The organism is Winogradskyella psychrotolerans (assembly GCF_018860545.1).
In the GTDB taxonomy this organism is placed as follows: Bacteria; Bacteroidota; Bacteroidia; order Flavobacteriales; family Flavobacteriaceae; genus Winogradskyella; species Winogradskyella psychrotolerans_A.
The window spans coordinates 78236-98712 of the sequence record NZ_JAHKPN010000027.1; the positions used below are offsets into that span (position 1 = coordinate 78236).

The window sequence follows — 20477 nt, forward strand, 5'->3', positions numbered from 1 at the left end:
GGTGTAAATACTATAGAATAGTTTTAATGACATGCCAAAAGGAATTAAAAAGAAAAATTTACCACAGAAAACATGTGTGTCTTGTAACCGTCCTTTCACATGGCGTAAAAAATGGGAACGCGATTGGGAAGACGTAAAATATTGTAGCGACAGATGCAAAAATCAAAAAATAATAGCAATTTAATATGGTTTAGAAATGATTTAAGAACCATAGATAATGCCGTTTTACACGAATCTCAGAAAAACGGTAATCCACTTATTGCTGTATATTGTTTTAATCCGCTTCACTTCACAATTGATAAATTCGGGTTTAATAAGACCGAGAAATTTAGAGCAAAATTTTTAATTGAATCTGTACGAGATTTAAAAAGGCAGCTCAACAATTTAAACATTGATTTATTGGTTTTTCATCAAGAACCAGAAGCTGTATTTCCAGAGCTTTGCAAAACATATAATGTCAATTCCATTTTTATACAAACCGAATGGACATCTGAAGAAATAGAAGTTGAACATGCTGTTAAATCTAAATTAGACTCTATTAACTGGCATAAAATTTACAATCAGTTTCTTTATCATCCGGAAGACCTTAATTTTGAAATTACACACACACCACAAGTCTTTACGAACTTTAGAAAACAACTTGAAAAACACGTTGCCATTCGTCCAGAGTTACAACCGAAAACATATCCTGAAAGTAATAGAATTACCAACATCACTAAAATACCAACACTCGAAGATTTAGGATTTGATGATTTTGAAACCCATCCGCATTCGGCTTTTCCTTTTAAAGGTGGCGAAACTGAAGCGAACAAGCGCCTCGAGGATTATTTTTTCAACACTAAAAAATTAGGGTTTTATAAAAAAACGAGAAACGGATTAGTTGGTACGGATTACAGTTCTAAATTTTCGCCTTGGTTGGCCAACGGTTGTATTTCTGCCAAAACCATTTATTGGCAAGTGAAAAAGTTTGAAAAGGAATTTTTCAAAAATCAATCGACGTATTGGCTCATTTTTGAACTCATTTGGCGCGATTATTTTAAATATGTGTCCTTAAGATATGGCAACCAAATCTTCAAGTTAGAAGGTATACTTCAAAAGGATTACGATTGGTCGTCAAATCAAACTCAAATTCAAAACTGGATTAACGGCGAAACTGAATCAGAGTTTGTAAACGCTAATATGATTGAACTCAAAGAAACAGGTTGGATGAGCAATAGAGGACGCCAAAATGTAGCTTCTTATTTTGCCAAAGCATTAGAACTAGATTGGCGCATTGGTGCCGCCTATTTTGAGTCTTTACTCATAGATTATGATGTGCACAGCAATTATGGCAATTGGATGTATGTTGCAGGTGTTGGCAACGACCCAAGAGATAGAAAATTTAATGTTGAATTACAAGCAGAACGTTATGATGCGAATAGAAAATTTAGAAGCCTTTGGTTACAACCAACATTATTCTGAAAACGAAACGTCACATCGAGTGATTTTGTAGTATGAAAAATAGTATCGAGATGCATTTGGTTCTAAAACCTTGTAGGTCTTTTAGCCAACGATAAATACCTACAAGGTACTCAAGACCTTGCAGGATTAAAAACAAAAAAGAAAACATTGAAAAAAGCCATACTCATATTCCCACATCAATTATTTAAGGATGCACCAATTCTTAAAGTAGATGCTGATATTTATTTAATTGAAGAATTCTTATTCTTTAAACACTATAAATTTCACAAACAAAAAATTGCGTTTCATAGAGCTTCGATGAAGGCTTATGCAAATTATCTCGAAACCCAAGATAAAACCGTAAACTATATTGAAGCGACAACAAAACTATCAGACGTTAGGCAACTGATACCAAAGCTTATTGAAGATGGTATTGAAAAATTGCACGTTATTGACCCAACAGATAATTGGCTTCAAAAACGCATTAATTCGGCTTCTAAATCTATTGAGATTAAATGGTATGAAAATCCATTATTCATAAATACTAAAGACGAATTAAGCTCTTTTTTCAAACCCACGAAAAAGAAATTCTTTCAAACCTCTTTTTACAAACAACAACGTAAACAACGAGACATTTTAATGGTTAATAGTGAGCCAGAAGGTGGCAAACTCACGTATGATTCTGATAACCGAAAGAAATATCCAAAAGACAAAACACCTCCATCGATTCATTTTCCAGATAAAACCGATTATCACAAGGAAGCCGAAACTTATGTCAACGCTAATTTTAGTGACCATTATGGCGAACTCAATGATTTTGTCGTTTATCCTATAGATTTTAAAGCTTCAGAAGAATGGTTGAACCAGTTTTTTGAACAACGTTTTCATGAGTTTGGACCTTATGAAGATGCCATTGTTAAAGAAGAGCACTTTTTAAATCATAGCATTCTGTCGCCTCTTATTAATGTTGGATTACTTCAACCTCTAGATGTTATTGAAAAGGCTATCGATTATGCAAAATCTAATGATGTGCCATTAAATTCTTTAGAAGGTTTTGTACGCCAAATATTAGGATGGCGCGAATTTATAAGAGGTGTGTACGAAGTAAAAGGCACTGAAGAACGGACAAAGAACTTTTGGAATTTCAACAAGAAAATTCCAGCGTCCTTCTATGATGGCAGCACAGGAATTAAACCTATTGACGATGTTATTAAAAAAGTATTAAAAACAGGCTACGCACATCATATTGAACGCTTAATGCTACTCGGTAATTTTATGGTGCTTTGCGAATTTCATCCAGACGAGGTTTACCAATGGTTTATGGAACTATTTATCGACGCCTACGATTGGGTTATGGTACCTAATGTGTATGGCATGAGTCTGTTTGCAGATGGTGGCTTAATGTCTACGAAACCTTACATCAGCAGTAGCAACTATATTATGAAAATGAGCAACTATGCTAAAGGCGATTGGCGAGCAACTTGGGATGGTTTATTCTGGACGTTTATGGATAAGCATCGCGATTTCTTCGCAGGCAATCCAAGACTGGGCATGCTATTAGGCAATTTAGACAAAATGAAAAAAGAGACTTTAGAAAATCATTTTAATAACGCAGAACAGTTTTTAGAGCAACTTTAAGATGACAACAAAAGAACATATCAATGTCGTTTGGCTGAAACGCGATTTAAGACTTCAGGATAATGAAGCAATATCAAATGCTTTAAAATCAAGCAAACGTGTTCTTATGGTATATGTTTTTGAGCGATTATTATTGAATGATGCCCATTATAGCGAACGGCATTTCAATTTTATAAAAGAATCTTTAAGAGATTTAAATGCAAATCTTGCTTCGCACCAGACTAAAATACTCACTGTAACTAGTGATATTACGAGTGTTTTCAACCAACTACAAGCATTCTACAAAATTGATACGTTTTTTTCACATGTTGAAACCGGATTGCTAGTCACTTATAATAGAGATAAGGAATTTACACGCTATTGCCGAAACAATTTAATTCACTGGAAAGAATCTAAAAACAATGGTGTTGAACGTGGCTTGGTAAACAGAGACAATTGGTTTGAGAATTGGGAAACCTACATGAATAGCACTTTGGAAGTGTTTCAACCTAACGACAATCAATTATTAAATCTTTCAGAAATTGAAACCTTAGAAAACGTGCTTTCGGTATCAGATTTAACAACACCTGAAGATACAAAGTTTCAGAAAGGCGGCACAACCATGGGTTGGAAATATGCCAATTCATTTTTTGAAAGCAGACATGAAGATTATATGGTTAATATTTCTAAACCTGAAGCATCAAGAACAAGTTGCAGCCGAATTTCGCCATACATTGCTTGGGGAAATTTATCCATTAGACAAGTGTTTCAGAAGGCTAAACACTTAAAATCATCAGCTCAAGATAAACGTCACATAAGTGCATTTATTTCTAGATTACGATGGCAAGCCCATTTTATTCAAAAGTTTGAAATGGAACATACCATGGAAAACGCAAGCGTCAACAAAGGTTATCATAAATTAAAGAAAACGCTTTCTGAACGTTATCAAAACGCATGGAAAGAAGGCCAAACCGGATTTCCGTTAGTCGATGCGAGTATGCGCTGTTTAATTGAAACAGGTTACGTAAATTTTAGAATGCGTGCCATGTTGGCATCTTTTTTCACACATATCCTTTGGCAACCATGGCAGTCAGCAACCACACATTTATCACAACAATTTTTAGATTTCGAACCTGGCATCCATTTTCCACAATTACAGATGCAAGCAGGTGAAACAGGCATCAATAATCTCAGAATTTATAATCCAACACTTAACGGTTTAAAGCACGATCCTGATGCGGTGTTTATTAAAAATTGGATTCCAGAATTGGCGAACTTAGATACCCCTTTTATCCATGAACCTTATTTGATGACTGAGATGGAACAAGCCTTTTACAATTTTAAGGTAGGCGAAGATTACCCAATGCCTGTAGTAGATGTAAAGGAAAACCGAAAGCGCGCTAGTGCTATTTTGTGGAACATGAAGAAAGATCCAGAAGTGTTACGTGAAAGTTATAGAATCTTAAAACGACATACTTTACAAGATAGGAAGCGTATATTGAGAAGTGATTGATTTTTATTCCGTTACCCAATAAATTCCTTAGTCATAATTATCTGTTAATTTTTGTTTAATCTTTACAAAGAAGAGTTAAACATTTTATATATTTGATAATATATGATACTCAATACCACACACCGTAATCCTGAACACAAGCAAATCATTGCCGACTTAGTTGGCAGTCCGTTTAGTTTGGTACAGAAATTGAAAATGAATGGTGTAGGTTCTAAACGTATGATAATTGATGAAGTAAGCCCGAATATGCAGTCGATGATGAATTTGGTTTCTGATATTAATTACGGGAATATTGAACTAAGACCAAAAGGTATTTTGATTAGAATTAATAAAGGGTTACAAACTTTTACGTGGATTATACCTTATTACCATTTAGTTATATATAAAATCAATGGGTCGAGTATACATGCACAAGGAAAATTTGTGCACTTTCGTGCCAATAAAACTTTTAAAGAAAATAAGAAGTTTTTTGACAAATTAATGGATGAAAAAGTAAAGTATGATTTACAATATACAATGCCTTACGGACTATGAGTTTAGAACTAAAAGACATTGACCGAATTATTGAAATGGCATGGGAAGACAGAACACCGTTTGACGCTATTACATTTCAATTCAATTTAAAAGAACAGGAGGTTATTAATTTGATGCGGCGCGAATTAAAACCAAGTAGCTTCAGATTATGGAGAGCGCGAGTGCAAGGCAGAGCTACTAAACACAGTAAAAAAAGAACGTTTGACAAAGGCAGATTTAAATGCTCGAGACAAAGAACAATAACAAATAACTCTATTTCAAAACGTTAACACGTGCTTTGATTTAAGTTTGGAGTACTTAAAGACAGCACATTAAAAAGATTCTATGAAATGAGTCAAGTTCAATTAACAATTATAAAGTAGACTTGACGAATTCCATCTGACCTTTGATTAAATTTTTAAAAAACAGATGAATACAGAAACGACTTCCAAAACAAATGGAACGCTCAATGGTTTCACCAACGAAGCTATAGGCGACGACCATTTATTTACAAGTTTAGACACACCAATGAAAGCGAATGCTTTTGATATGTCTAGCGAAGAAAAGAAAAAACGCATATCTATTTTATTTTCAGAAATAATGGATGTTATGGGTTTAGATTTAAACGATGATTCTCTTCAAGGCACACCAGACCGTGTTGCAAAAATGTATATTGAAGAAATATTTTCAGGTTTAGACCCAAAAAACAAGCCAAAAATGGCGCTTTTTGAAAATAAATACCAATATAATCAGATGTTGGTAGAAAAAAATATTACCTTTTACTCTAATTGTGAGCATCATTTTGTACCGATAATAGGAAAAGCACATATTGCCTACAAGTCATCTGGAAAAGTTATTGGACTCTCTAAATTAAATAGAATAGTTCAATATTATGCCAAACGTCCGCAAGTTCAAGAGCGTTTAACAAATCAAATTGCCAATGAATTAAAATCAGTTTTAGATACTGAAGACGTGGCAGTGATTATAGATGCTAAACATTTATGTGTTTCATCTAGAGGTGTACAAGACGATACATCCACAACAATAACAACATTTTATGGAGGCGAATTTAATAACGCTTCAAAAATTTTAGAATTACAAAACTATTTAAACAATTAAGCTATGAGTACAGTAGAAAAAGCTTTAGAATTTGAAAACAGAAAGTTTTCATTTAAAACAACAAGTGACAGAATTTTAGCGGCAAGAGAAGCTAAAGATTTAATATTAGAAGTCAACGAATTATATAAGAAAGAAAAAGACAGCAAATTAATGGATTTAATGAAGCGTCTTACAGTGATTAAGCAAAAGATTGAAAAGCGCTTAAAAGGTAGACCATTAACAGCAACGTCTTAAGTCTCGCGATGAAAAGATTAATTATTATTGGAGGAAGCAAAGGTATTGGTAAAGCAATCATCTCATCTTTGCTTTCTTCTTATGATGAGATTGTTAATATCAGTCGTACATCGCCAGAAGAGTCACATCCTAATTTAAAACACTTTGATTGTGATATTCTTGTTGATGCGTTACCTAAAATAGACCAAGCCGACGGGTTAGTGTATTGTCCTGGAAGTATTAATCTTAAACCGATAAACAGACTTAGCGTTGATGATTTTAAAAATGATTTTGACATTAATGTTATTGGTGCGGTAAAGGCCATACAAACCTATCTACCAGCTTTAAAAAATGGTAGCAAACCATCAATTGTATTATTCAGTACAGTGGCTGCTAAGTTAGGCATGCCTTTTCACGCTAGCGTTGCCGCTTCAAAATCGGCAATCGAAGGCTTAACAAAGTCTCTAGGTGCAGAATTAGCACCCAATATACGCATCAATGCGATTGCACCAACGGTTACTAATACTGAGTTGGCTTCAAAATTATTGCGTAATGAACGGATGATTGATAATATGAATGAGCGTCATCCCTTAAAAAAATATCTTCAACCCGAAGAGGTTGCAGATATGGCAGGCTTTCTATTATCAGAAAAAGCGGCTTCTATGTCAGGACAAATATTTGAAATGGACTGCGGCATCGTAAGTTTCAAATTGTAAATACCTATTAAATATTTAATACTAAACCATCATGATAGCAACTGCTACGCAATCCGTGTACGATATTAAGATCAACAGCCTTCAAGGTCAACCTATAGATTTACAACAATTTAAAGATAAAAAGATCCTATTTGTCAACGTCGCTTCTAAATGCGGATTTACTCCTCAGTATAGAGATTTACAAAAATTACAGGATACTTATAAAGATTCACTTGTAGTAATTGGAGTGCCATGTAACCAATTTGGAAAACAAGAACCTGGAAACTCTAAAGACATACAAGAGTTCTGTGAAGTTAACTATGGTGTTTCCTTTGTAATGACTGAAAAAATTGGCGTTAAGGGAGAACATCAACATCCACTTTATACTTGGTTAACAAAAAAGTCTTTAAATGGAAAACAAAATTCAGTGGTGAAATGGAATTTTCAGAAATATTTAATTGATGAACATGGAGAATTTCTCAACTACTATTATTCTATCACAAGCCCTAAAAGTTCAAGACTATTAAAGTATTTAAAATAGAGAATGATGTTTGGATTATTTAAGAAAAAATCAGAAGTAGAAAAACTGCAAAACCAATACGAAATACTAATGGCAGATTGGCATAAACTTTCTACCATAAATAGAACTGAAAGCGATAAAAAGTATGCTGAAGCTCAATTAATCAGTGATAAAATTGATAACTTAAAAAACAATTAGATTGAAAAAAATATATTTATTCATCATATTTTTGGTTATTAATTTTGGTGCCCTTGCGCTTGGGAGTTGGTTTATGGGAGACGCCGTTACGGGAGATTGGTATACTAATCTAAACAAAGCACCTTGGACACCTCCAGGTTGGGTTTTTGGAGCCGCTTGGACACTAATAATGGTTTGCTTTTCGGTATACCTAAGCTTTTTGTTCTCTATCCGGAATTCAAAATTTGTCGTGTTTGTTTATGGCATAGCGACCCTACTAAATGTGAGCTGGAATTATATGTTCTTTAATCAACACTTAACCAATTTAGGTTTTGTAAATATTATCTTACTAACATTAGTGATTATTTATTTCTTTATTACGTTTGGTGATGATAAATTGACCCAAATAAAATATCTATTATTACCATATATTATTTGGCTTTGTATCGCAACGTCCTTAAATGGTTATGTTGTGTTTAATAATTAGTTTTAAGTTCTAAGTTCTCTCAACTAGCAAGTTTCAATCGCACACAAATAAAATAAGGTACTGTGCTATTGATAATACAATCATAAATCAACCAGCTTATTATATTTTAATATATACACATACACCCCTGAAGTTATAATTGTCATGAAAATATACACCTTACACAAAAAACAAAAGCTCCCTATTTCAGTTGAACAAGCATGGGAGTTTTTATCAAGTCCAGCGAATTTAAAAACCATCACACCAGATTACATGAGTTTTGATATTCTCTCTGGTGCAGATAGACCAATGTTTCCTGGACAGATTATTCAATATATTGTAACACCAGTTTTAGGCATTAAAACAAAATGGGTGACTGAAATCACACATGTAAAAGATCAGGAATATTTTGTTGATGAGCAACGTTTTGGACCTTATGCGTTGTGGCATCATAAGCATTTTATAAAAGCCATTGAAGGTGGTGTTGAAATGGAAGACATCATAGATTATAAAGTTCCAATGGGAATTCTTGGGCAATTAGTACACCCTATTTTAGTAAAACCTAAATTGGAAGAGATTTTTAATTACAGAACGACTAAGTTGGAGGAATTATTTGGGAAATATGGTCAGTAAGCTGCAAAGTTTCAGAGATTCAAAGGCTGACTATATTAACCTAAACTTTTTACTTTACACTTAACACTTTTCCACTTTACACTTTCTACTAATTAACAACAACACATGAATAAAAAATTAAACATTTTCTGGTTTAGACGCGATTTAAGACTGGACGATAACCTTGGATTTTATGAAGCCTTAAAAGGTGACCTCCCGGTTCTTCCTATTTTCATATTTGATAGTGAAATTTTAGATCAGTTACCAAAAGACGATGCTCGGGTTACGTTTATTCACCAAACGCTTCAAACCATGAGGCAAACGTTACAAGATGATTACAATAGTAGTATTGCTATACTGCATGGCAAGCCTGAAGCTGTTTTTGAACAGTTAATTAAAGATTATGAAGTTAACACGGTCTTTACCAATCATGATTATGAACCTTATGCAACGCAACGTGATCAAAAGATACAAGCATTACTAGAATCCCATGACATTGCCTTCAAAACCTATAAGGACCAAGTAATATTTGAAAAAGATGAAGTCGTTAAAAAAGATGGGAAACCTTATTTGGTTTATACTCCTTATATGAGGACTTGGAAAGAAAAGTTTCAATCTATCAATCTAGAAATTTATTATACCAATTCGTATTTAAGTAATGTCATTGAACATAGTAGACTTCCAAATCTCAGTTTATCCGATATAGGTTTTGAAAAATCAAATCAAGACATTACAGATTATGAGGTGACTCCGACTATGATTCAGGATTATGAAGCTACGAGAAACTTTCCTGCAAAAGACTCCACATCGCGTTTAGGTCCGCACCTTCGCTTTGGTACCGTTAGCATTCGAAAAATGGTAAAAAAAGCCATTGCACAAGAAAATGAAATATTTTGGCAAGAACTCATATGGCGTGAATTTTTTATGCAGATCCTTTGGCATTTTCCACAGACAACAACTAAAGCCTTCAAACCTAAATACGACCGAATTGAATGGAGGAATAATGAGGACGAGTTCAAAAAATGGTGCAAAGGTAAAACAGGTTATCCCTTAGTTGATGCCGGTATGAGGCAACTCAACCAAACTGGCTTTATGCACAATAGAGTACGCATGCTTGTTGGTAGTTTTCTATGTAAACATTTACTTATTGATTGGCGTTGGGGAGAAGCCTATTTTGCTGAAAAATTACACGATTATGATATGGCTAGTAATGTCGGTAATTGGCAATGGATTGCTGGATGTGGTGTTGATGCCGCTCCGTATTTTAGAATTTTCAATCCAACGACACAGATACAGAAATTCGACAAGAATCATGAGTACATAAACAAATGGGTTCCGGAATATCAAGAACTTATTTATCCACAGCCCATGGTGGATCATAAAGCAGCAAGAGAACGTTGTTTGGAAACGTACAAAGCGGCTGTATCATAATTTTTTAAAAAAAATAATGTAAACACAATAAAACCAACACATTAACGTTTACAACTATAAGACGATTAATGTCTTAATTGAAATAACCATTTTCAACAAACAATTTTAAAAGCTCTGATTAGTCATCAGAGCTTTTTTATTTTAATCATTTAATAATACGATAAGACATCAATCTTTTTGTTAACTTTAAAGCACAAATTTAAAATCGAAACACTATGAATACTTGGGGAGTTGCAAAAAAATGGAAAGAAATGTGCGAAAAAGGTAATAACCTCGATTGCATTAATGAGCTATATGCAGACAATGTGGTAAGCCGAGAAATGCCTGGAACACCCGGAGAAATTATAACAGGAAAAGAAAATGTTTGGAATAAAAGTAAGGAGTGGATAGACAGTGTTGAAAGCATCCATTTTAGCAGTATTAGTAATCCTTTAGTTGCTGGCACCTTTTTTACAGCAAAAATGGATTTCGATTGTACGTTTAAAAATAAAGGCAGACAAAAAATACAAGAAGTCTGTGTTTATGAAGTTGTTGATGGTAAAATTACGAGTGAGCAATATTTTTATTAAATGAATGCCGTTTTATCGAAAATAAAAAAGCTTCAAGATGTAACTTGAAGCTTTTACTATACCATGCTGTTTTGATCGTCACTCCAAAAAGTAAAGCGATCAAAATAATTAATTTCCTTCTATACGTTCAATTTTAGCTCCTATAGCTCTTAAACGTTCATCTATATTTTCGTAACCACGATCTATCTGTTCAATATTATGAATAATTGAAGTCCCTTTTGCGGATAAAGCCGCAATTAATAAGGATACCCCAGCTCTAATATCTGGAGACGTCATGGTGGTTGCCTTTAATGTCGATTTATAATCGTGACCAATTACCGTTGCTCTGTGTGGATCGCAAAGAATAATTTTTGCTCCCATATCAATTAATTTATCGACAAAAAACAAACGGCTTTCAAACATTTTTTGGTGTACAATGGCACTTCCTCTTGCTTGTGTTAAGACCGTTAAAATAATACTCAATAAATCAGGAGTAAATCCAGGCCATGGTGCATCTGAAATGGTTAAAATTGAACCATCTATAAAATTCTGAACTTCATAACCATCCGTATGTGCTGGAATATGAATATCATCTCCTTGACGCTCAACAGTAATGCCTATTTTACGAAAGACATTAGGGATTTGACCTAAATCATCCCAACTCACATTGGTAATCGTCAGCTCACTTTTGGTCATCGCAGCCAAACCAATCCAGCTACCAATCTCAATCATATCTGGTAACATTCTATGCTCAGTACCACCTAAAACATCTACTCCTTCAATGCGCAATAAATTTGAACCAACACCTGATATTTTGGCTCCCATACGATTCAGCATTTTACACAGTTGTTGTAAATACGGTTCGCAAGCGGCATTATAAATCGTGGTTGTACCTTCTGCTAAAACAGCCGCCATAACAATATTCGCGGTTCCGGTAACCGACGCTTCATCTAAAAGCATGTAGGTACCTTTTAACTTTTTAGCTTCAACTCCATAAAATAAATCCTCCTTATTGTAACGGAATTTTGCGCCTAGATTAATAAAACCTTCAAAGTGTGTATCTAAACGACGACGTCCAATTTTATCACCTCCTGGTTTAGGAATATAACCTCTACCAAAACGTGCTAGCAAAGGGCCGACAATCATAATAGAACCTCTTAAACCTTTACCGTCTTCTTTAAACTCTGCAGATTCTAAATAGTCTAAATTAAGATCATCTGCTTTAAACGTATAAGATCCTTTAGCAACTTTATTGATTTTAACACCCAACTTTTTTAACAAAGCAATGAGTTTATTGACATCAATAATATCGGGAATGTTATCTATCTTAATTTCTTCAGCAGTTAAAAGTACCGCACATAAGATTTGTAAAGCTTCATTTTTGGCGCCTTGAGGTTGAATTTCACCTTTTAATTGGTGACCTCCTTCAATTTTAAATGTACTCATTCGTTATTAGTAACGTTTTCTGTTATTAGAATATTTTTTCTTGTTAGAGTTATTACTCTTTTTATTAGAATTGTTTTTACCACCATACTTAGATTTGGTACGCATTAAACTTGTCGCATCACTCAAATCTTCATCACTATTCTTTAAGTTGATGTTACCACCAGAAAGCTCATACAAATGATTATAGATGACATCGTCTTCAACGGTATCTTTATTCCAATTAAGGAAACACTTTTTCATATGATTCGCAATGGTAAACGTTAAAGCTTCCTTTAACTCACCATCTTCCCAACCTACAGCAACATCAATCATAGTCTTGATATTATTACCATAAAAACGGTATTTTGGATGATTTTGAGGATATTTTAAAGGTTCTGGCTTAGCGTGAATTTCTTCTTTTGATGGTTCACCATAAGGGGCATCCACATCAATTTCAAAATTTGCCATAATAAACAATTGATCCCATAATTTATGCTGAAAATCTGGCACATCTCTTAAATGTGGCTGTAGATTTCCCATTACAGCAATAATTGCTTTAGCTACTTTATTACGTTCTTCTTTTGTTTCGCGAGTCTTAGCGTAATTAATCATCTTCTGCAGATGACGTCCATATTCTGGAATAATTAAATGCTCGCGCTCTGTGTTGTATTCTAAATCGTCAATCAAAATTGTAAAATAAGTGTATGTGTAGTAAATCGTTTTAAACCCGAAGTCTCTAGGTTTTGTTGCAAAGTACGAAAAAATATGAAGCTTAATAGAAATTTTACAAGGAAATTACTCCTTCTACATTTTCGGCTACTTCTTTATATTTAGCAATCACTACCTCAGGATTTTTTAATCTTACATTAATAGACACACTTGTGTATTTTCCATTTTTAGATTCTGTGGTCGTTATAACCGCCCCTAAATTATCAAAAAGGGCTTCGATATGATTGACTCCCGATCCTTTTGTAAGCACAATAAATTTATATAAATATTCCGATGGCCAAGTGGTTGTATCGTAAAGTTGAGATTTTAATTTTTCGTAAAACTCGTCTGTTTTTTTAGAATTATCCATGTTGAAATTTTTCAGTTGTAAAGATACGTTTAACTTTACATTTTTATCTGTTATTTTTACATCAAAAATATTGCCAATTTGAATCCAAAAAAAGTCGTTATCGCAGGTGGACCCGGAACAGGAAAAACCACAATTATTAATGAGTTAAAAAATCGTGAGTTTTTATGCTATGATGAAATCTCTAGGCAAATCACCTTACAAGCCCGAAAAGATGGCATTGAACAACTTTTTTTGACAGAACCGCTTTTGTTTAGCGAAAAACTTTTGGAAGGCAGAACGAAACAATTTACGGATGCAGAACAAGAGTCTGAACATGTGGTTTTCTTGGACAGAGGCTTACCAGATGTTATTGCTTATATGGATTATATTGGCGATACGTATCCAGAACATTTTGTAGCAACCTGTGACAGTCATAAGTACAATTCCATCTTTATTTTAGCCCCTTGGCAAGATATTTTTACAAGTGACAGTGAGCGTTATGAAAATTTTGAAGAAGCCATTGAAATCCATCAACATTTATTAGAAACCTACAAGCGATTTGGGTATCAATTAATTGACGTACCTTTTGGAAGTGTAGAATCTAGAGTAGACTTTATTCTAGAGTTCTTAAATTTGCAGTAATGCGAGTTTTACTATGTAATGTCGTATTTTTAATTTGAATTATTTTTTAGTTCAGATGAAATAGAAAATCAAAGCATAGCAGTAGTTACGGTTTTATTTTATATTGATATATGAGCAAAAAAGAAACAAATTAAAGCGATTTTAGATAGCAAAATTGGCATCATGCATCCTATAGAAGTATTAGAACGGTATTGGAATCACACCTCCTTTAGACCGCTTCAAGAAGAAATCATAACATCGGTTTTAAACCGAGAAGACACCTTTGCGTTATTACCAACGGGAGGAGGTAAATCGGTTTGTTTTCAAATTCCGGCCTTAATCCAAGATGGTATCTGTATTGTTATTTCTCCGCTTATTGCTTTAATGAAAGACCAAGTGAATACCTTAAAAGCAAAAGGTATTAAAGCCATTGCATTAACTTCTGGCCTATCTTATAAAGATCTTGATACGCAACTCGATAATTGTATTTACGGCAACTATAAGTTTCTTTACCTGTCGCCAGAGCGCTTACAACAATCTTTAGTACAAGAGCGTATTCAGCAAATGCGCGTCAATTTAATTGCAATTGATGAAGCGCATTGCATCAGTCAATGGGGTAATGATTTTAGACCAGCATACAAAAACATTTCAACTTTACGAGAAATGCATCCACACGTTAATTGTATTGCTTTAACGGCAAGTGCAAAGTATGATGTGATAAATGATATTGTTGATAATCTCGATTTTATAAATCCAAAAATCTACAAAGCGTCATTTGCCAGACCCAATATTGCCTATAACGTTGTTCACACCGACGATAAATTATATCAGCTCGAATATTTTTTAAGAACATATTCCGGTTCATCCATTATATATGTTAGAAATCGAAGGGCTACTACAGATATTCATAATTTTTTAAATGCAAAAGGGTTCTCCTCGACCTACTTCCATGGAGGCATTACCAATAAAGAAAAACAAAAGCGTTTATACGAATGGACTAATGGTCAGAAACAAATTATGGTCGCTACCACAGCTTTTGGAATGGGTATTGACAAAGCAGATGTAAAAACGGTTATTCATATTAATTTACCAGAAAGTTTAGAAAGTTATTACCAAGAAGCAGGAAGAGCAGGTAGGAATGGAGAATTAGCACAAGCTATTATCTTAAAACAACATATAGATGAAGACCACCTTCGCAGTCAGTTTTTGAGCAGCTTACCGTCTGTTGCTTTTGTAAAAACGGTATATAATAAATTGTGTAACTATTTTCAAATTTCTTATGGCGAAGGCGAAAACACCATGCATCAATTCGATTTTAAATCGTTTTGTCACCATTATAAATTAAGTGCTAGTATTACTTATAATGCATTACTATTGTTAGATAGAAATGCGATTATTACCCTTACACAGCATTTTAATTTTAGAACAAAAATTCAATTTATTACCACTAATGCGGTCTTATTTAAATATTTAGAAACCCATTTAGATTTAAACATCCTCGTGAAAGTTTTACTACGAACCTATGGAGGTATTTTTGACTATGACACCAAAGTGAATCTAGGTTTAGTGGTTAAGAAAGTAAATCTTCCCGAAAATCAAGTCATTACGCAGTTGCAACGTTTAGAAAAAGACGAGGTGATCAGTTTACAAATCGCAAATACAGATTCTGAAATTACCTTTTTAAAACCACGTGAAGACGATATCACCATTAATCCCATCGCCAAAACGATAAAACAACAGCACACCTTAAAACACCAGCAAATTGAAGCTGTTTTGAGTTATATAAAGAATGATTTGGTCTGCAGAAGTCAACAACTCTTAAGCTATTTTGGGGAACAAACAGTTCAAAATTGTGGTATCTGTTCTGTATGCATTGCTAAAGCTTCCAAAACCAATCCGACTGCTGGGGTCACAAATCAAATTCTGAAAGCGTTACAAGCTGAAACCTTATCTTCGCGTCAATTATTACAGCATATTAATTGTTCTGAAAAGGTCCTATTAAAAAGTCTTTTAGAACTTATAGAACTAAATAAAATAAAATTAACACACGCTAATACTTACACACTTGTATGACACATAAACGTGATTTACGCATTGTTTTTATGGGCACACCAGATTTTGCGGTGGCTACATTGAAAGCGCTTATTGATAATAATTATAACGTTGTTGGAGTGATTACAGCTCCAGACAGACCTGCAGGACGCGGACAAAAATTAAGAGCTTCAGCAGTTAAGGCATTCGCTTTAGAGCATCAGTTAAATATATTACAGCCTACTAACTTAAAAGCTGAACACTTTTTAGAAGAATTAAAGGCTTTAAATGCCAATCTACAAATTATAGTCGCATTTAGAATGTTACCAAAAGTCGTGTGGCAAATGCCAGCATATGGCACATTTAACCTTCATGCATCATTATTACCACAATATCGTGGAGCAGCACCAATCCACTGGGCAATTATTAATGGGGAAACCAAAACGGGAGTGACGACGTTCTTTATTGATGAGAAAATTGATACTGGTGCTATTATTCAGAGTGAAGAAACTGAAATATCACCTACAACAACTGTTGGTGAATTACATGATGATTTAATGGCTATTGGAAGCAATTTGGTGATAAAGACCGTAGAGCGTATCGAGACGGATTCTGTGACTACGACAATTCAACCGCAAACCGACGATTTAAAAACAGCTTATAAACTTAATCGTGAGAACTGTAAAATAGATTGGTCGCAACCTATAGACACTATTTACAATAAGATCAGAGGCTTAAACCCTTTTCCTGCAGCTTGGTGTTATCTCGATAATAATGAAGATAAGCCCTTATCTGTAAAATTATATGGAGTAGAAAAATGTATTGAAAACCATAATTATGCGAATGGTCATATTATTACAACAAAAGAAGAACTAAAGGTCGCGTGTCAAGGAGGTTATATTCATATTTTAGAGATTCAACTTCCTGGAAAGCGAAAAATGGAAATGAAATCCTTACGTAATGGGTTTCGTTTTTCTGAATCTTCAAAACTGCTGTAAACCCTTATTACCATTGGTTTTACAAAAAATCCGATGAAATACACAGCCTTTATTAACAAATGTTATAAGTTATTAACAAAAAGCCGTATTTCCCTTGCTATTACTTGTATAGCTTAATATTCCTAATAATTTTGTGTACGGATTTTAAAGAACTATTATTTTAGAACCGAAATTTTAACAATTTAAATTTAATATTTATGAACAAAACAGATTTAATCAATGGAATGGCAGAGAACGCTGGAATCACTAAGGCAGCTGCTAAAAAAGCATTAGACTCTCTATTAGTAGACATCGAAGGATCTTTACAAAAAGGAAACAGAGTATCTTTAGTAGGTTTTGGTTCTTGGTCAGTTTCTAGAAGAGCTGCAAGAGACGGAAGAAACCCACAGACAGGAAAAACTATAAAAATCAAAGCAAAAAATGTAGTAAAATTTAAGGCAGGTTCTGACTTAAGTAGCGCTGTAAACTAAAACATTTTTTTGTTTGAAATAAAAAACCTGCTCATTGAGCAGGTTTTTTTTTGCTCCCGTTTTAAATAGACTATCAGATATTTAAGTACATATTAGTTGCTTTTTTAACAAAAAAAACATAGATTTAATCATAACAAATCTAGAAAAGGAAGAATGAACAAACCCGAAAAAGGCAATTTACTCATTGCGGAGCCATCTATTATCGGTGATATTTCATTTAATCGTGCTGTGATTCTTTTAGCGGATCACAACGCTTTAGGTTCCGTTGGCTTCATTTTAAACAAACCATTAGACTATAACCTCAAAGATCTTATTGAGGGTACTGAATCTGAGTTCCCTGTTTATAATGGTGGCCCTGTAGAACAAGATAATCTCTATTTTATTCACAAATCACCAGAATTAATTCCTAATAGTATTGAAATATCAAACGGTATTTTTTGGGGAGGAGATTTTAATATTGTTTTGAATTTAATTAATAAAGGCAAAATATCGACAGGTGATATTCGTTTCTTTTTGGGCTATTCTGGTTGGGACGAACAGCAACTCGATAACGAACTTAAATCAAATGCCTGGTTGGTTTCAGAAAATGTCTACAATAAAGAGATTATTTCTAAACCTTGTAATTCTTTCTGGCGTGAAAAAATGCTAGAACTTGGTGGAGACTATAGTATTTGGTCTAACGCCCCCGAGAATCCAAGTTATAATTAACCGTTATAAAGCTAATAAGAATCCCTTAAAGGGTGGTTTCTTTTAATGGCTTATATTATTTCTTACGACAGCAATCTCAACTTGGCATTTAATTTTGATACAAGCCCTTGAGCAAAGACACTTCCATAGTTTTTTTTGCGATATTTAGTAATAGGCACAATCCCTTTAATCACATTAGTTATAAATAATTCGTCTGCTTTTTGAAGTTCAAAAGGACTTATAGATGCTTCTTCTACGACGATGTTGACATCTTTTGCTAAAAGTTCTAAAATTTGCTTCCGCATAACCCCTTTAAGACACCCTTCTTCTAAAGGCGGTGTTTTTACCTTACCATCTTTAATCAAGAATAAATTCCCATTTAAAGCTTCTAAAACATGTTTATCCGTATTTAAGACTAAACAATTATCTAAATCATTTTCTTTCGCATATATACTTCCAATGACTTGAATAGCTTTATTATTAGATTTTAATCCTGATAACAATCCAGGTGCTACAAAGTAATCCTTGTATAAATCAACTATACAATTGCCATGTACATCAATCTTATAAAATGGATCGTGATGCGGTTCTGCATCAATATTAAAATGAACCTGAGTGGCGTCTGACGGTAAGTATTTTCCACCTTCACCTCTATCAACATTTAGTCTTACCCGTGCAGCTGCTTGTAACAAATCATTAGCCTCTAAAGTTTTTAGTATTTCAGACTCTAGGAATTCCATCGTAAAATTCATAGGTATATCCATTCGAAGTATACGCATAGACGCCATGAGTCTAAAATAATGATCTTCCCAAAAAAAGATTTTACCATTCACAACTTTTAAGGTTTCAAATAGCGCGTCACCATATTTGTAACCTCTATTATTAATTGTAAGTTTTGAATCTGATTGCGGCAGTAGCGTACCGTTAAAATTTACCATAAAAAAAACACTCCTAACGTCCCTTTAATAGGACAATTTAAAAAAATATGAATCTATAGTTCTGTGAGAACTACCAGATAGCGTCGCATAAAAAATCTCGATTCAGTTTAAAACTAAATCGAGACAAAGATATATTAGAATCGTTATTTAAGAACTATCTAGAACCTAAAACTTGTTTCAGACTAGAGATTTGGTTTTCCCAAAGCATTTTGCCTTCATCAATTTCATCGTCTTCTGCAAAATCCGTGATCATTAATGACACATCTTTAGTGATTTCATCAACTTGAATACGAATTTCAAAATAGTAAGAAGCCCCATCTTCCTCATCACTTAACCAACGAAACTTTACACGTTCACCACTTTTTTTACTTAATAATTTAGCTTGCTCTTCTGAGCCATCCCAAATAAAGGTGTATAATTCCCCACGAGAGTTCACGTTATCCGCATACCACTCCGATAAACCAGAAGGTGTTGATATGTAAGTATATATTAGCGCTGGTGATGCTTGAATCACAAACTCCATTTCGTATTTTTCTTTATCGTCCATATTGCATTGTATTATGTGCTCAATATATACATTTTATAGGTGAGTTTTAAACTTTAAATTAAAATTATTTTTTTTAGTTTTTATTGTTTGCTGTCGTAGAAATTGTTTTTATATTTGCAGCCGCAATTATCGGGATGTTCATATTTATAATTTGACTCTTTTTATTAGAATTGCGAATTATGGCGAGGTAGCTCAGTTGGTTAGAGCGTTGGATTCATAACCCAGAGGTCACGAGTTCAAATCTCGTTCTCGCTACAGCAGTAAAAGTCCAGCACGAAAGTGCCGGACTTTTTTTATGCGCTGCACTGAAGCTTTGCTTCAAAGTGCATAAGCATAAAAAAAGTCCATAACAATGCGCTAGCATTGTGGACTTTCACTATTGTAAAGCTCACCCGCGAAGATTCACTGAAAGTAAATCAAAAAATATATAAAGCGCAAAAGCATAAAAAAAGTCCATAACAATGCCCTAGCATTGTGGACTTTTACTATTGTAAAGCTCACCCGCGAAGATTCACTGAAAGTAAATCAAAAAATATATAAAGCGCATAAGCATAAAAAAAGTCCATAACAATGCGCTAGCATTGTGGACTTTTACTATTGTAAAGCTCACCCGCGAAGATTCACTGAAAGTAAATCAAAAAATATATAAAGCGCAAAAGCATAAAAAAAGTCCATAACAATGCCCTAGCATTGTAGACGTTTACTAGTGTACAGCTCACCTCGCGAAGATTCACTGAAAGTAAATCAAAAAATAATAATCGTTAAAGCATAAAAAAAGTCCATAACAATGCCCTAGCATTGTAGACGTTTACTATTGTACAGCTCACCCGCGAAGATTC

The 20477-nt window shown here is 33.9% G+C and carries 25 protein-coding genes and 1 tRNA gene; 21 read left to right on the forward strand and 5 right to left on the reverse strand.

Annotated features, from left to right (window positions below; all coding sequences use genetic code 11):
- The first annotated feature begins 31 nt into the window (after window positions 1–31).
- From KO515_RS10535 to KO515_RS10605, 15 genes are all read left to right on the forward strand, one after another.
- Window positions 32–184: a DUF2256 domain-containing protein gene (locus tag KO515_RS10535; RefSeq protein ID WP_252723844.1), complete on the forward strand. Its 153-nt coding sequence runs from the start codon at window positions 32–34 to the stop codon at window positions 182–184.
- Window positions 154–1461, forward strand: coding sequence for a DASH family cryptochrome (locus tag KO515_RS10540; RefSeq protein WP_215936323.1), 1308 nt, complete (start codon window positions 154–156; stop codon window positions 1459–1461). Before KO515_RS10535 ends, KO515_RS10540 begins: the two co-directional genes overlap by 31 nt.
- 147 nt (window positions 1462–1608) lie before the next feature.
- Window positions 1609–3078 (forward strand): cryptochrome/photolyase family protein, encoded by a 1470-nt coding sequence (locus KO515_RS10545; protein WP_215936324.1) that lies wholly within the window; start codon window positions 1609–1611, stop codon window positions 3076–3078.
- Between the two features lies 1 nt (window position 3079).
- Complete coding sequence (locus KO515_RS10550) at window positions 3080–4570, forward strand: cryptochrome/deoxyribodipyrimidine photo-lyase family protein (protein ID WP_215936325.1); 1491 nt, start codon at window positions 3080–3082, stop codon at window positions 4568–4570.
- Window positions 4571–4672: 102 nt separating this feature from the next.
- Entirely contained in the window at window positions 4673–5104 is a 432-nt protein-coding gene (locus tag KO515_RS10555; RefSeq protein ID WP_215936326.1) for a hypothetical protein, read from the forward strand.
- The gene (locus tag KO515_RS10560) at window positions 5101–5373 is read left to right on the forward strand and encodes a TIGR03643 family protein (RefSeq protein WP_215936327.1); all 273 of its coding nucleotides are present in this window, start codon (window positions 5101–5103) and stop codon (window positions 5371–5373) included. Before KO515_RS10555 ends, KO515_RS10560 begins: the two co-directional genes overlap by 4 nt.
- Window positions 5374–5512: 139 nt before the next feature.
- The gene (gene folE / locus KO515_RS10565; RefSeq protein ID WP_215936328.1) at window positions 5513–6202 is read left to right on the forward strand and encodes a GTP cyclohydrolase I FolE; all 690 of its coding nucleotides are present in this window, start codon (window positions 5513–5515) and stop codon (window positions 6200–6202) included.
- 3 nt (window positions 6203–6205) lie between these two features.
- Complete coding sequence (locus KO515_RS10570) at window positions 6206–6436, forward strand: hypothetical protein (protein ID WP_173280523.1); 231 nt, start codon at window positions 6206–6208, stop codon at window positions 6434–6436.
- An 8-nt stretch (window positions 6437–6444) separates the two neighbouring features.
- Window positions 6445–7131 (forward strand): SDR family NAD(P)-dependent oxidoreductase, encoded by a 687-nt coding sequence (locus KO515_RS10575; protein WP_215936329.1) that lies wholly within the window; start codon window positions 6445–6447, stop codon window positions 7129–7131.
- Window positions 7132–7162: 31 nt separating this feature from the next.
- On the forward strand, window positions 7163–7651 hold the full coding sequence (locus KO515_RS10580; protein WP_215936330.1) for a glutathione peroxidase: 489 nt from the start codon (window positions 7163–7165) through the stop codon (window positions 7649–7651).
- A 3-nt stretch (window positions 7652–7654) separates the two neighbouring features.
- Window positions 7655–7828 carry a Lacal_2735 family protein gene (locus KO515_RS10585; protein WP_436800008.1) on the forward strand — a complete coding sequence of 58 codons (174 nt, stop codon included), beginning with the start codon at window positions 7655–7657 and terminating at the stop codon, window positions 7826–7828.
- 1 nt (window position 7829) lies between these two features.
- The gene (locus tag KO515_RS10590) at window positions 7830–8294 is read left to right on the forward strand and encodes a TspO/MBR family protein (RefSeq protein WP_215936331.1); all 465 of its coding nucleotides are present in this window, start codon (window positions 7830–7832) and stop codon (window positions 8292–8294) included.
- Window positions 8295–8438: 144 nt separating this feature from the next.
- Window positions 8439–8906 (forward strand): SRPBCC family protein, encoded by a 468-nt coding sequence (locus tag KO515_RS10595; protein ID WP_215936332.1) that lies wholly within the window; start codon window positions 8439–8441, stop codon window positions 8904–8906.
- A 105-nt stretch (window positions 8907–9011) separates the two neighbouring features.
- Window positions 9012–10316 carry a cryptochrome/photolyase family protein gene (locus tag KO515_RS10600; protein WP_215936333.1) on the forward strand — a complete coding sequence of 435 codons (1305 nt, stop codon included), beginning with the start codon at window positions 9012–9014 and terminating at the stop codon, window positions 10314–10316.
- Between the two features lie 215 nt (window positions 10317–10531).
- Window positions 10532–10885, forward strand: coding sequence for an ester cyclase (locus KO515_RS10605; protein ID WP_215936334.1), 354 nt, complete (start codon window positions 10532–10534; stop codon window positions 10883–10885).
- A gap of 108 nt (window positions 10886–10993) precedes the next feature.
- On the opposite strand, the gene murA is transcribed toward KO515_RS10605, so the two are convergent.
- From murA to KO515_RS10620, 3 genes are all read right to left on the reverse strand, one after another.
- Window positions 10994–12310, reverse strand: coding sequence for a UDP-N-acetylglucosamine 1-carboxyvinyltransferase (gene murA / locus KO515_RS10610; protein WP_215936335.1), 1317 nt, complete (start codon window positions 12308–12310; stop codon window positions 10994–10996).
- 6 nt (window positions 12311–12316) lie between these two features.
- Window positions 12317–12976, reverse strand: a complete 660-nt coding sequence (locus tag KO515_RS10615; protein ID WP_215936336.1) for a DUF4290 domain-containing protein — start codon at window positions 12974–12976, stop codon at window positions 12317–12319.
- Window positions 12977–13073: 97 nt separating this feature from the next.
- A complete protein-coding gene (locus KO515_RS10620) occupies window positions 13074–13367 on the reverse strand; it encodes a DUF493 family protein (protein WP_215936337.1) in 294 nt (97 codons plus the stop codon).
- 78 nt (window positions 13368–13445) lie between these two features.
- On the opposite strand from KO515_RS10620, the gene KO515_RS10625 reads away from it, so the two are divergent.
- From KO515_RS10625 to KO515_RS10645, 5 genes are all read left to right on the forward strand, one after another.
- On the forward strand, window positions 13446–13988 hold the full coding sequence (locus tag KO515_RS10625) for an AAA family ATPase (RefSeq protein WP_215936338.1): 543 nt from the start codon (window positions 13446–13448) through the stop codon (window positions 13986–13988).
- 162 nt (window positions 13989–14150) lie between these two features.
- Complete coding sequence (locus tag KO515_RS10630; protein WP_215936339.1) at window positions 14151–16040, forward strand: RecQ family ATP-dependent DNA helicase; 1890 nt, start codon at window positions 14151–14153, stop codon at window positions 16038–16040.
- A complete protein-coding gene (gene fmt / locus KO515_RS10635) occupies window positions 16037–16996 on the forward strand; it encodes a methionyl-tRNA formyltransferase (protein ID WP_215936340.1) in 960 nt (319 codons plus the stop codon). The genes KO515_RS10630 and fmt overlap by 4 nt, the downstream gene beginning before the upstream one ends.
- Window positions 16997–17193: 197 nt before the next feature.
- The gene (locus KO515_RS10640; RefSeq protein ID WP_008271173.1) at window positions 17194–17466 is read left to right on the forward strand and encodes an HU family DNA-binding protein; all 273 of its coding nucleotides are present in this window, start codon (window positions 17194–17196) and stop codon (window positions 17464–17466) included.
- 153 nt (window positions 17467–17619) lie between these two features.
- Window positions 17620–18174: a YqgE/AlgH family protein gene (locus KO515_RS10645; protein WP_215936341.1), complete on the forward strand. Its 555-nt coding sequence runs from the start codon at window positions 17620–17622 to the stop codon at window positions 18172–18174.
- Between the two features lie 62 nt (window positions 18175–18236).
- Here KO515_RS10645 and KO515_RS10650 read toward each other — a convergent pair whose 3' ends face one another.
- Both KO515_RS10650 and KO515_RS10655 read right to left on the reverse strand, forming a co-directional pair.
- Window positions 18237–19091, reverse strand: a complete 855-nt coding sequence (locus KO515_RS10650) for an aminotransferase class IV (RefSeq protein WP_215936342.1) — start codon at window positions 19089–19091, stop codon at window positions 18237–18239.
- 154 nt (window positions 19092–19245) lie between these two features.
- Window positions 19246–19638 carry an START-like domain-containing protein gene (locus KO515_RS10655; protein WP_215936343.1) on the reverse strand — a complete coding sequence of 131 codons (393 nt, stop codon included), beginning with the start codon at window positions 19636–19638 and terminating at the stop codon, window positions 19246–19248.
- 181 nt (window positions 19639–19819) lie between these two features.
- Between KO515_RS10655 and KO515_RS10660 the strand changes: the two genes are divergently transcribed.
- Window positions 19820–19893 (forward strand) — tRNA-Met (locus KO515_RS10660).
- The last annotated feature ends 584 nt before the right edge of the window (window positions 19894–20477 follow it).

Coding starts and splice junctions, on each gene's coding strand:
- KO515_RS10535 (WP_252723844.1), top strand. CDS start 32: ATGCCAAAAGGAATTAAAAAGAAAAATTTACCACAGAAAACATGTGTG.
- KO515_RS10540 (WP_215936323.1), top strand. CDS start 154: ATGCAAAAATCAAAAAATAATAGCAATTTAATATGGTTTAGAAATGAT.
- KO515_RS10550 (WP_215936325.1), top strand. CDS start 3,080: ATGACAACAAAAGAACATATCAATGTCGTTTGGCTGAAACGCGATTTA.
- KO515_RS10555 (WP_215936326.1), top strand. CDS start 4,673: ATGATACTCAATACCACACACCGTAATCCTGAACACAAGCAAATCATT.
- KO515_RS10560 (WP_215936327.1), top strand. CDS start 5,101: ATGAGTTTAGAACTAAAAGACATTGACCGAATTATTGAAATGGCATGG.
- folE (WP_215936328.1), top strand. CDS start 5,513: ATGAATACAGAAACGACTTCCAAAACAAATGGAACGCTCAATGGTTTC.
- KO515_RS10570 (WP_173280523.1), top strand. CDS start 6,206: ATGAGTACAGTAGAAAAAGCTTTAGAATTTGAAAACAGAAAGTTTTCA.
- KO515_RS10575 (WP_215936329.1), top strand. CDS start 6,445: ATGAAAAGATTAATTATTATTGGAGGAAGCAAAGGTATTGGTAAAGCA.
- KO515_RS10580 (WP_215936330.1), top strand. CDS start 7,163: ATGATAGCAACTGCTACGCAATCCGTGTACGATATTAAGATCAACAGC.
- KO515_RS10585 (WP_436800008.1), top strand. CDS start 7,655: ATGATGTTTGGATTATTTAAGAAAAAATCAGAAGTAGAAAAACTGCAA.
- KO515_RS10595 (WP_215936332.1), top strand. CDS start 8,439: ATGAAAATATACACCTTACACAAAAAACAAAAGCTCCCTATTTCAGTT.
- KO515_RS10600 (WP_215936333.1), top strand. CDS start 9,012: ATGAATAAAAAATTAAACATTTTCTGGTTTAGACGCGATTTAAGACTG.
- KO515_RS10605 (WP_215936334.1), top strand. CDS start 10,532: ATGAATACTTGGGGAGTTGCAAAAAAATGGAAAGAAATGTGCGAAAAA.
- murA (WP_215936335.1), bottom strand. CDS start 12,310: ATGAGTACATTTAAAATTGAAGGAGGTCACCAATTAAAAGGTGAAATT.
- KO515_RS10620 (WP_215936337.1), bottom strand. CDS start 13,367: ATGGATAATTCTAAAAAAACAGACGAGTTTTACGAAAAATTAAAATCT.
- KO515_RS10630 (WP_215936339.1), top strand. CDS start 14,151: ATGCATCCTATAGAAGTATTAGAACGGTATTGGAATCACACCTCCTTT.
- fmt (WP_215936340.1), top strand. CDS start 16,037: ATGACACATAAACGTGATTTACGCATTGTTTTTATGGGCACACCAGAT.
- KO515_RS10640 (WP_008271173.1), top strand. CDS start 17,194: ATGAACAAAACAGATTTAATCAATGGAATGGCAGAGAACGCTGGAATC.
- KO515_RS10645 (WP_215936341.1), top strand. CDS start 17,620: ATGAACAAACCCGAAAAAGGCAATTTACTCATTGCGGAGCCATCTATT.
- KO515_RS10650 (WP_215936342.1), bottom strand. CDS start 19,091: ATGGTAAATTTTAACGGTACGCTACTGCCGCAATCAGATTCAAAACTT.
- KO515_RS10655 (WP_215936343.1), bottom strand. CDS start 19,638: ATGGACGATAAAGAAAAATACGAAATGGAGTTTGTGATTCAAGCATCA.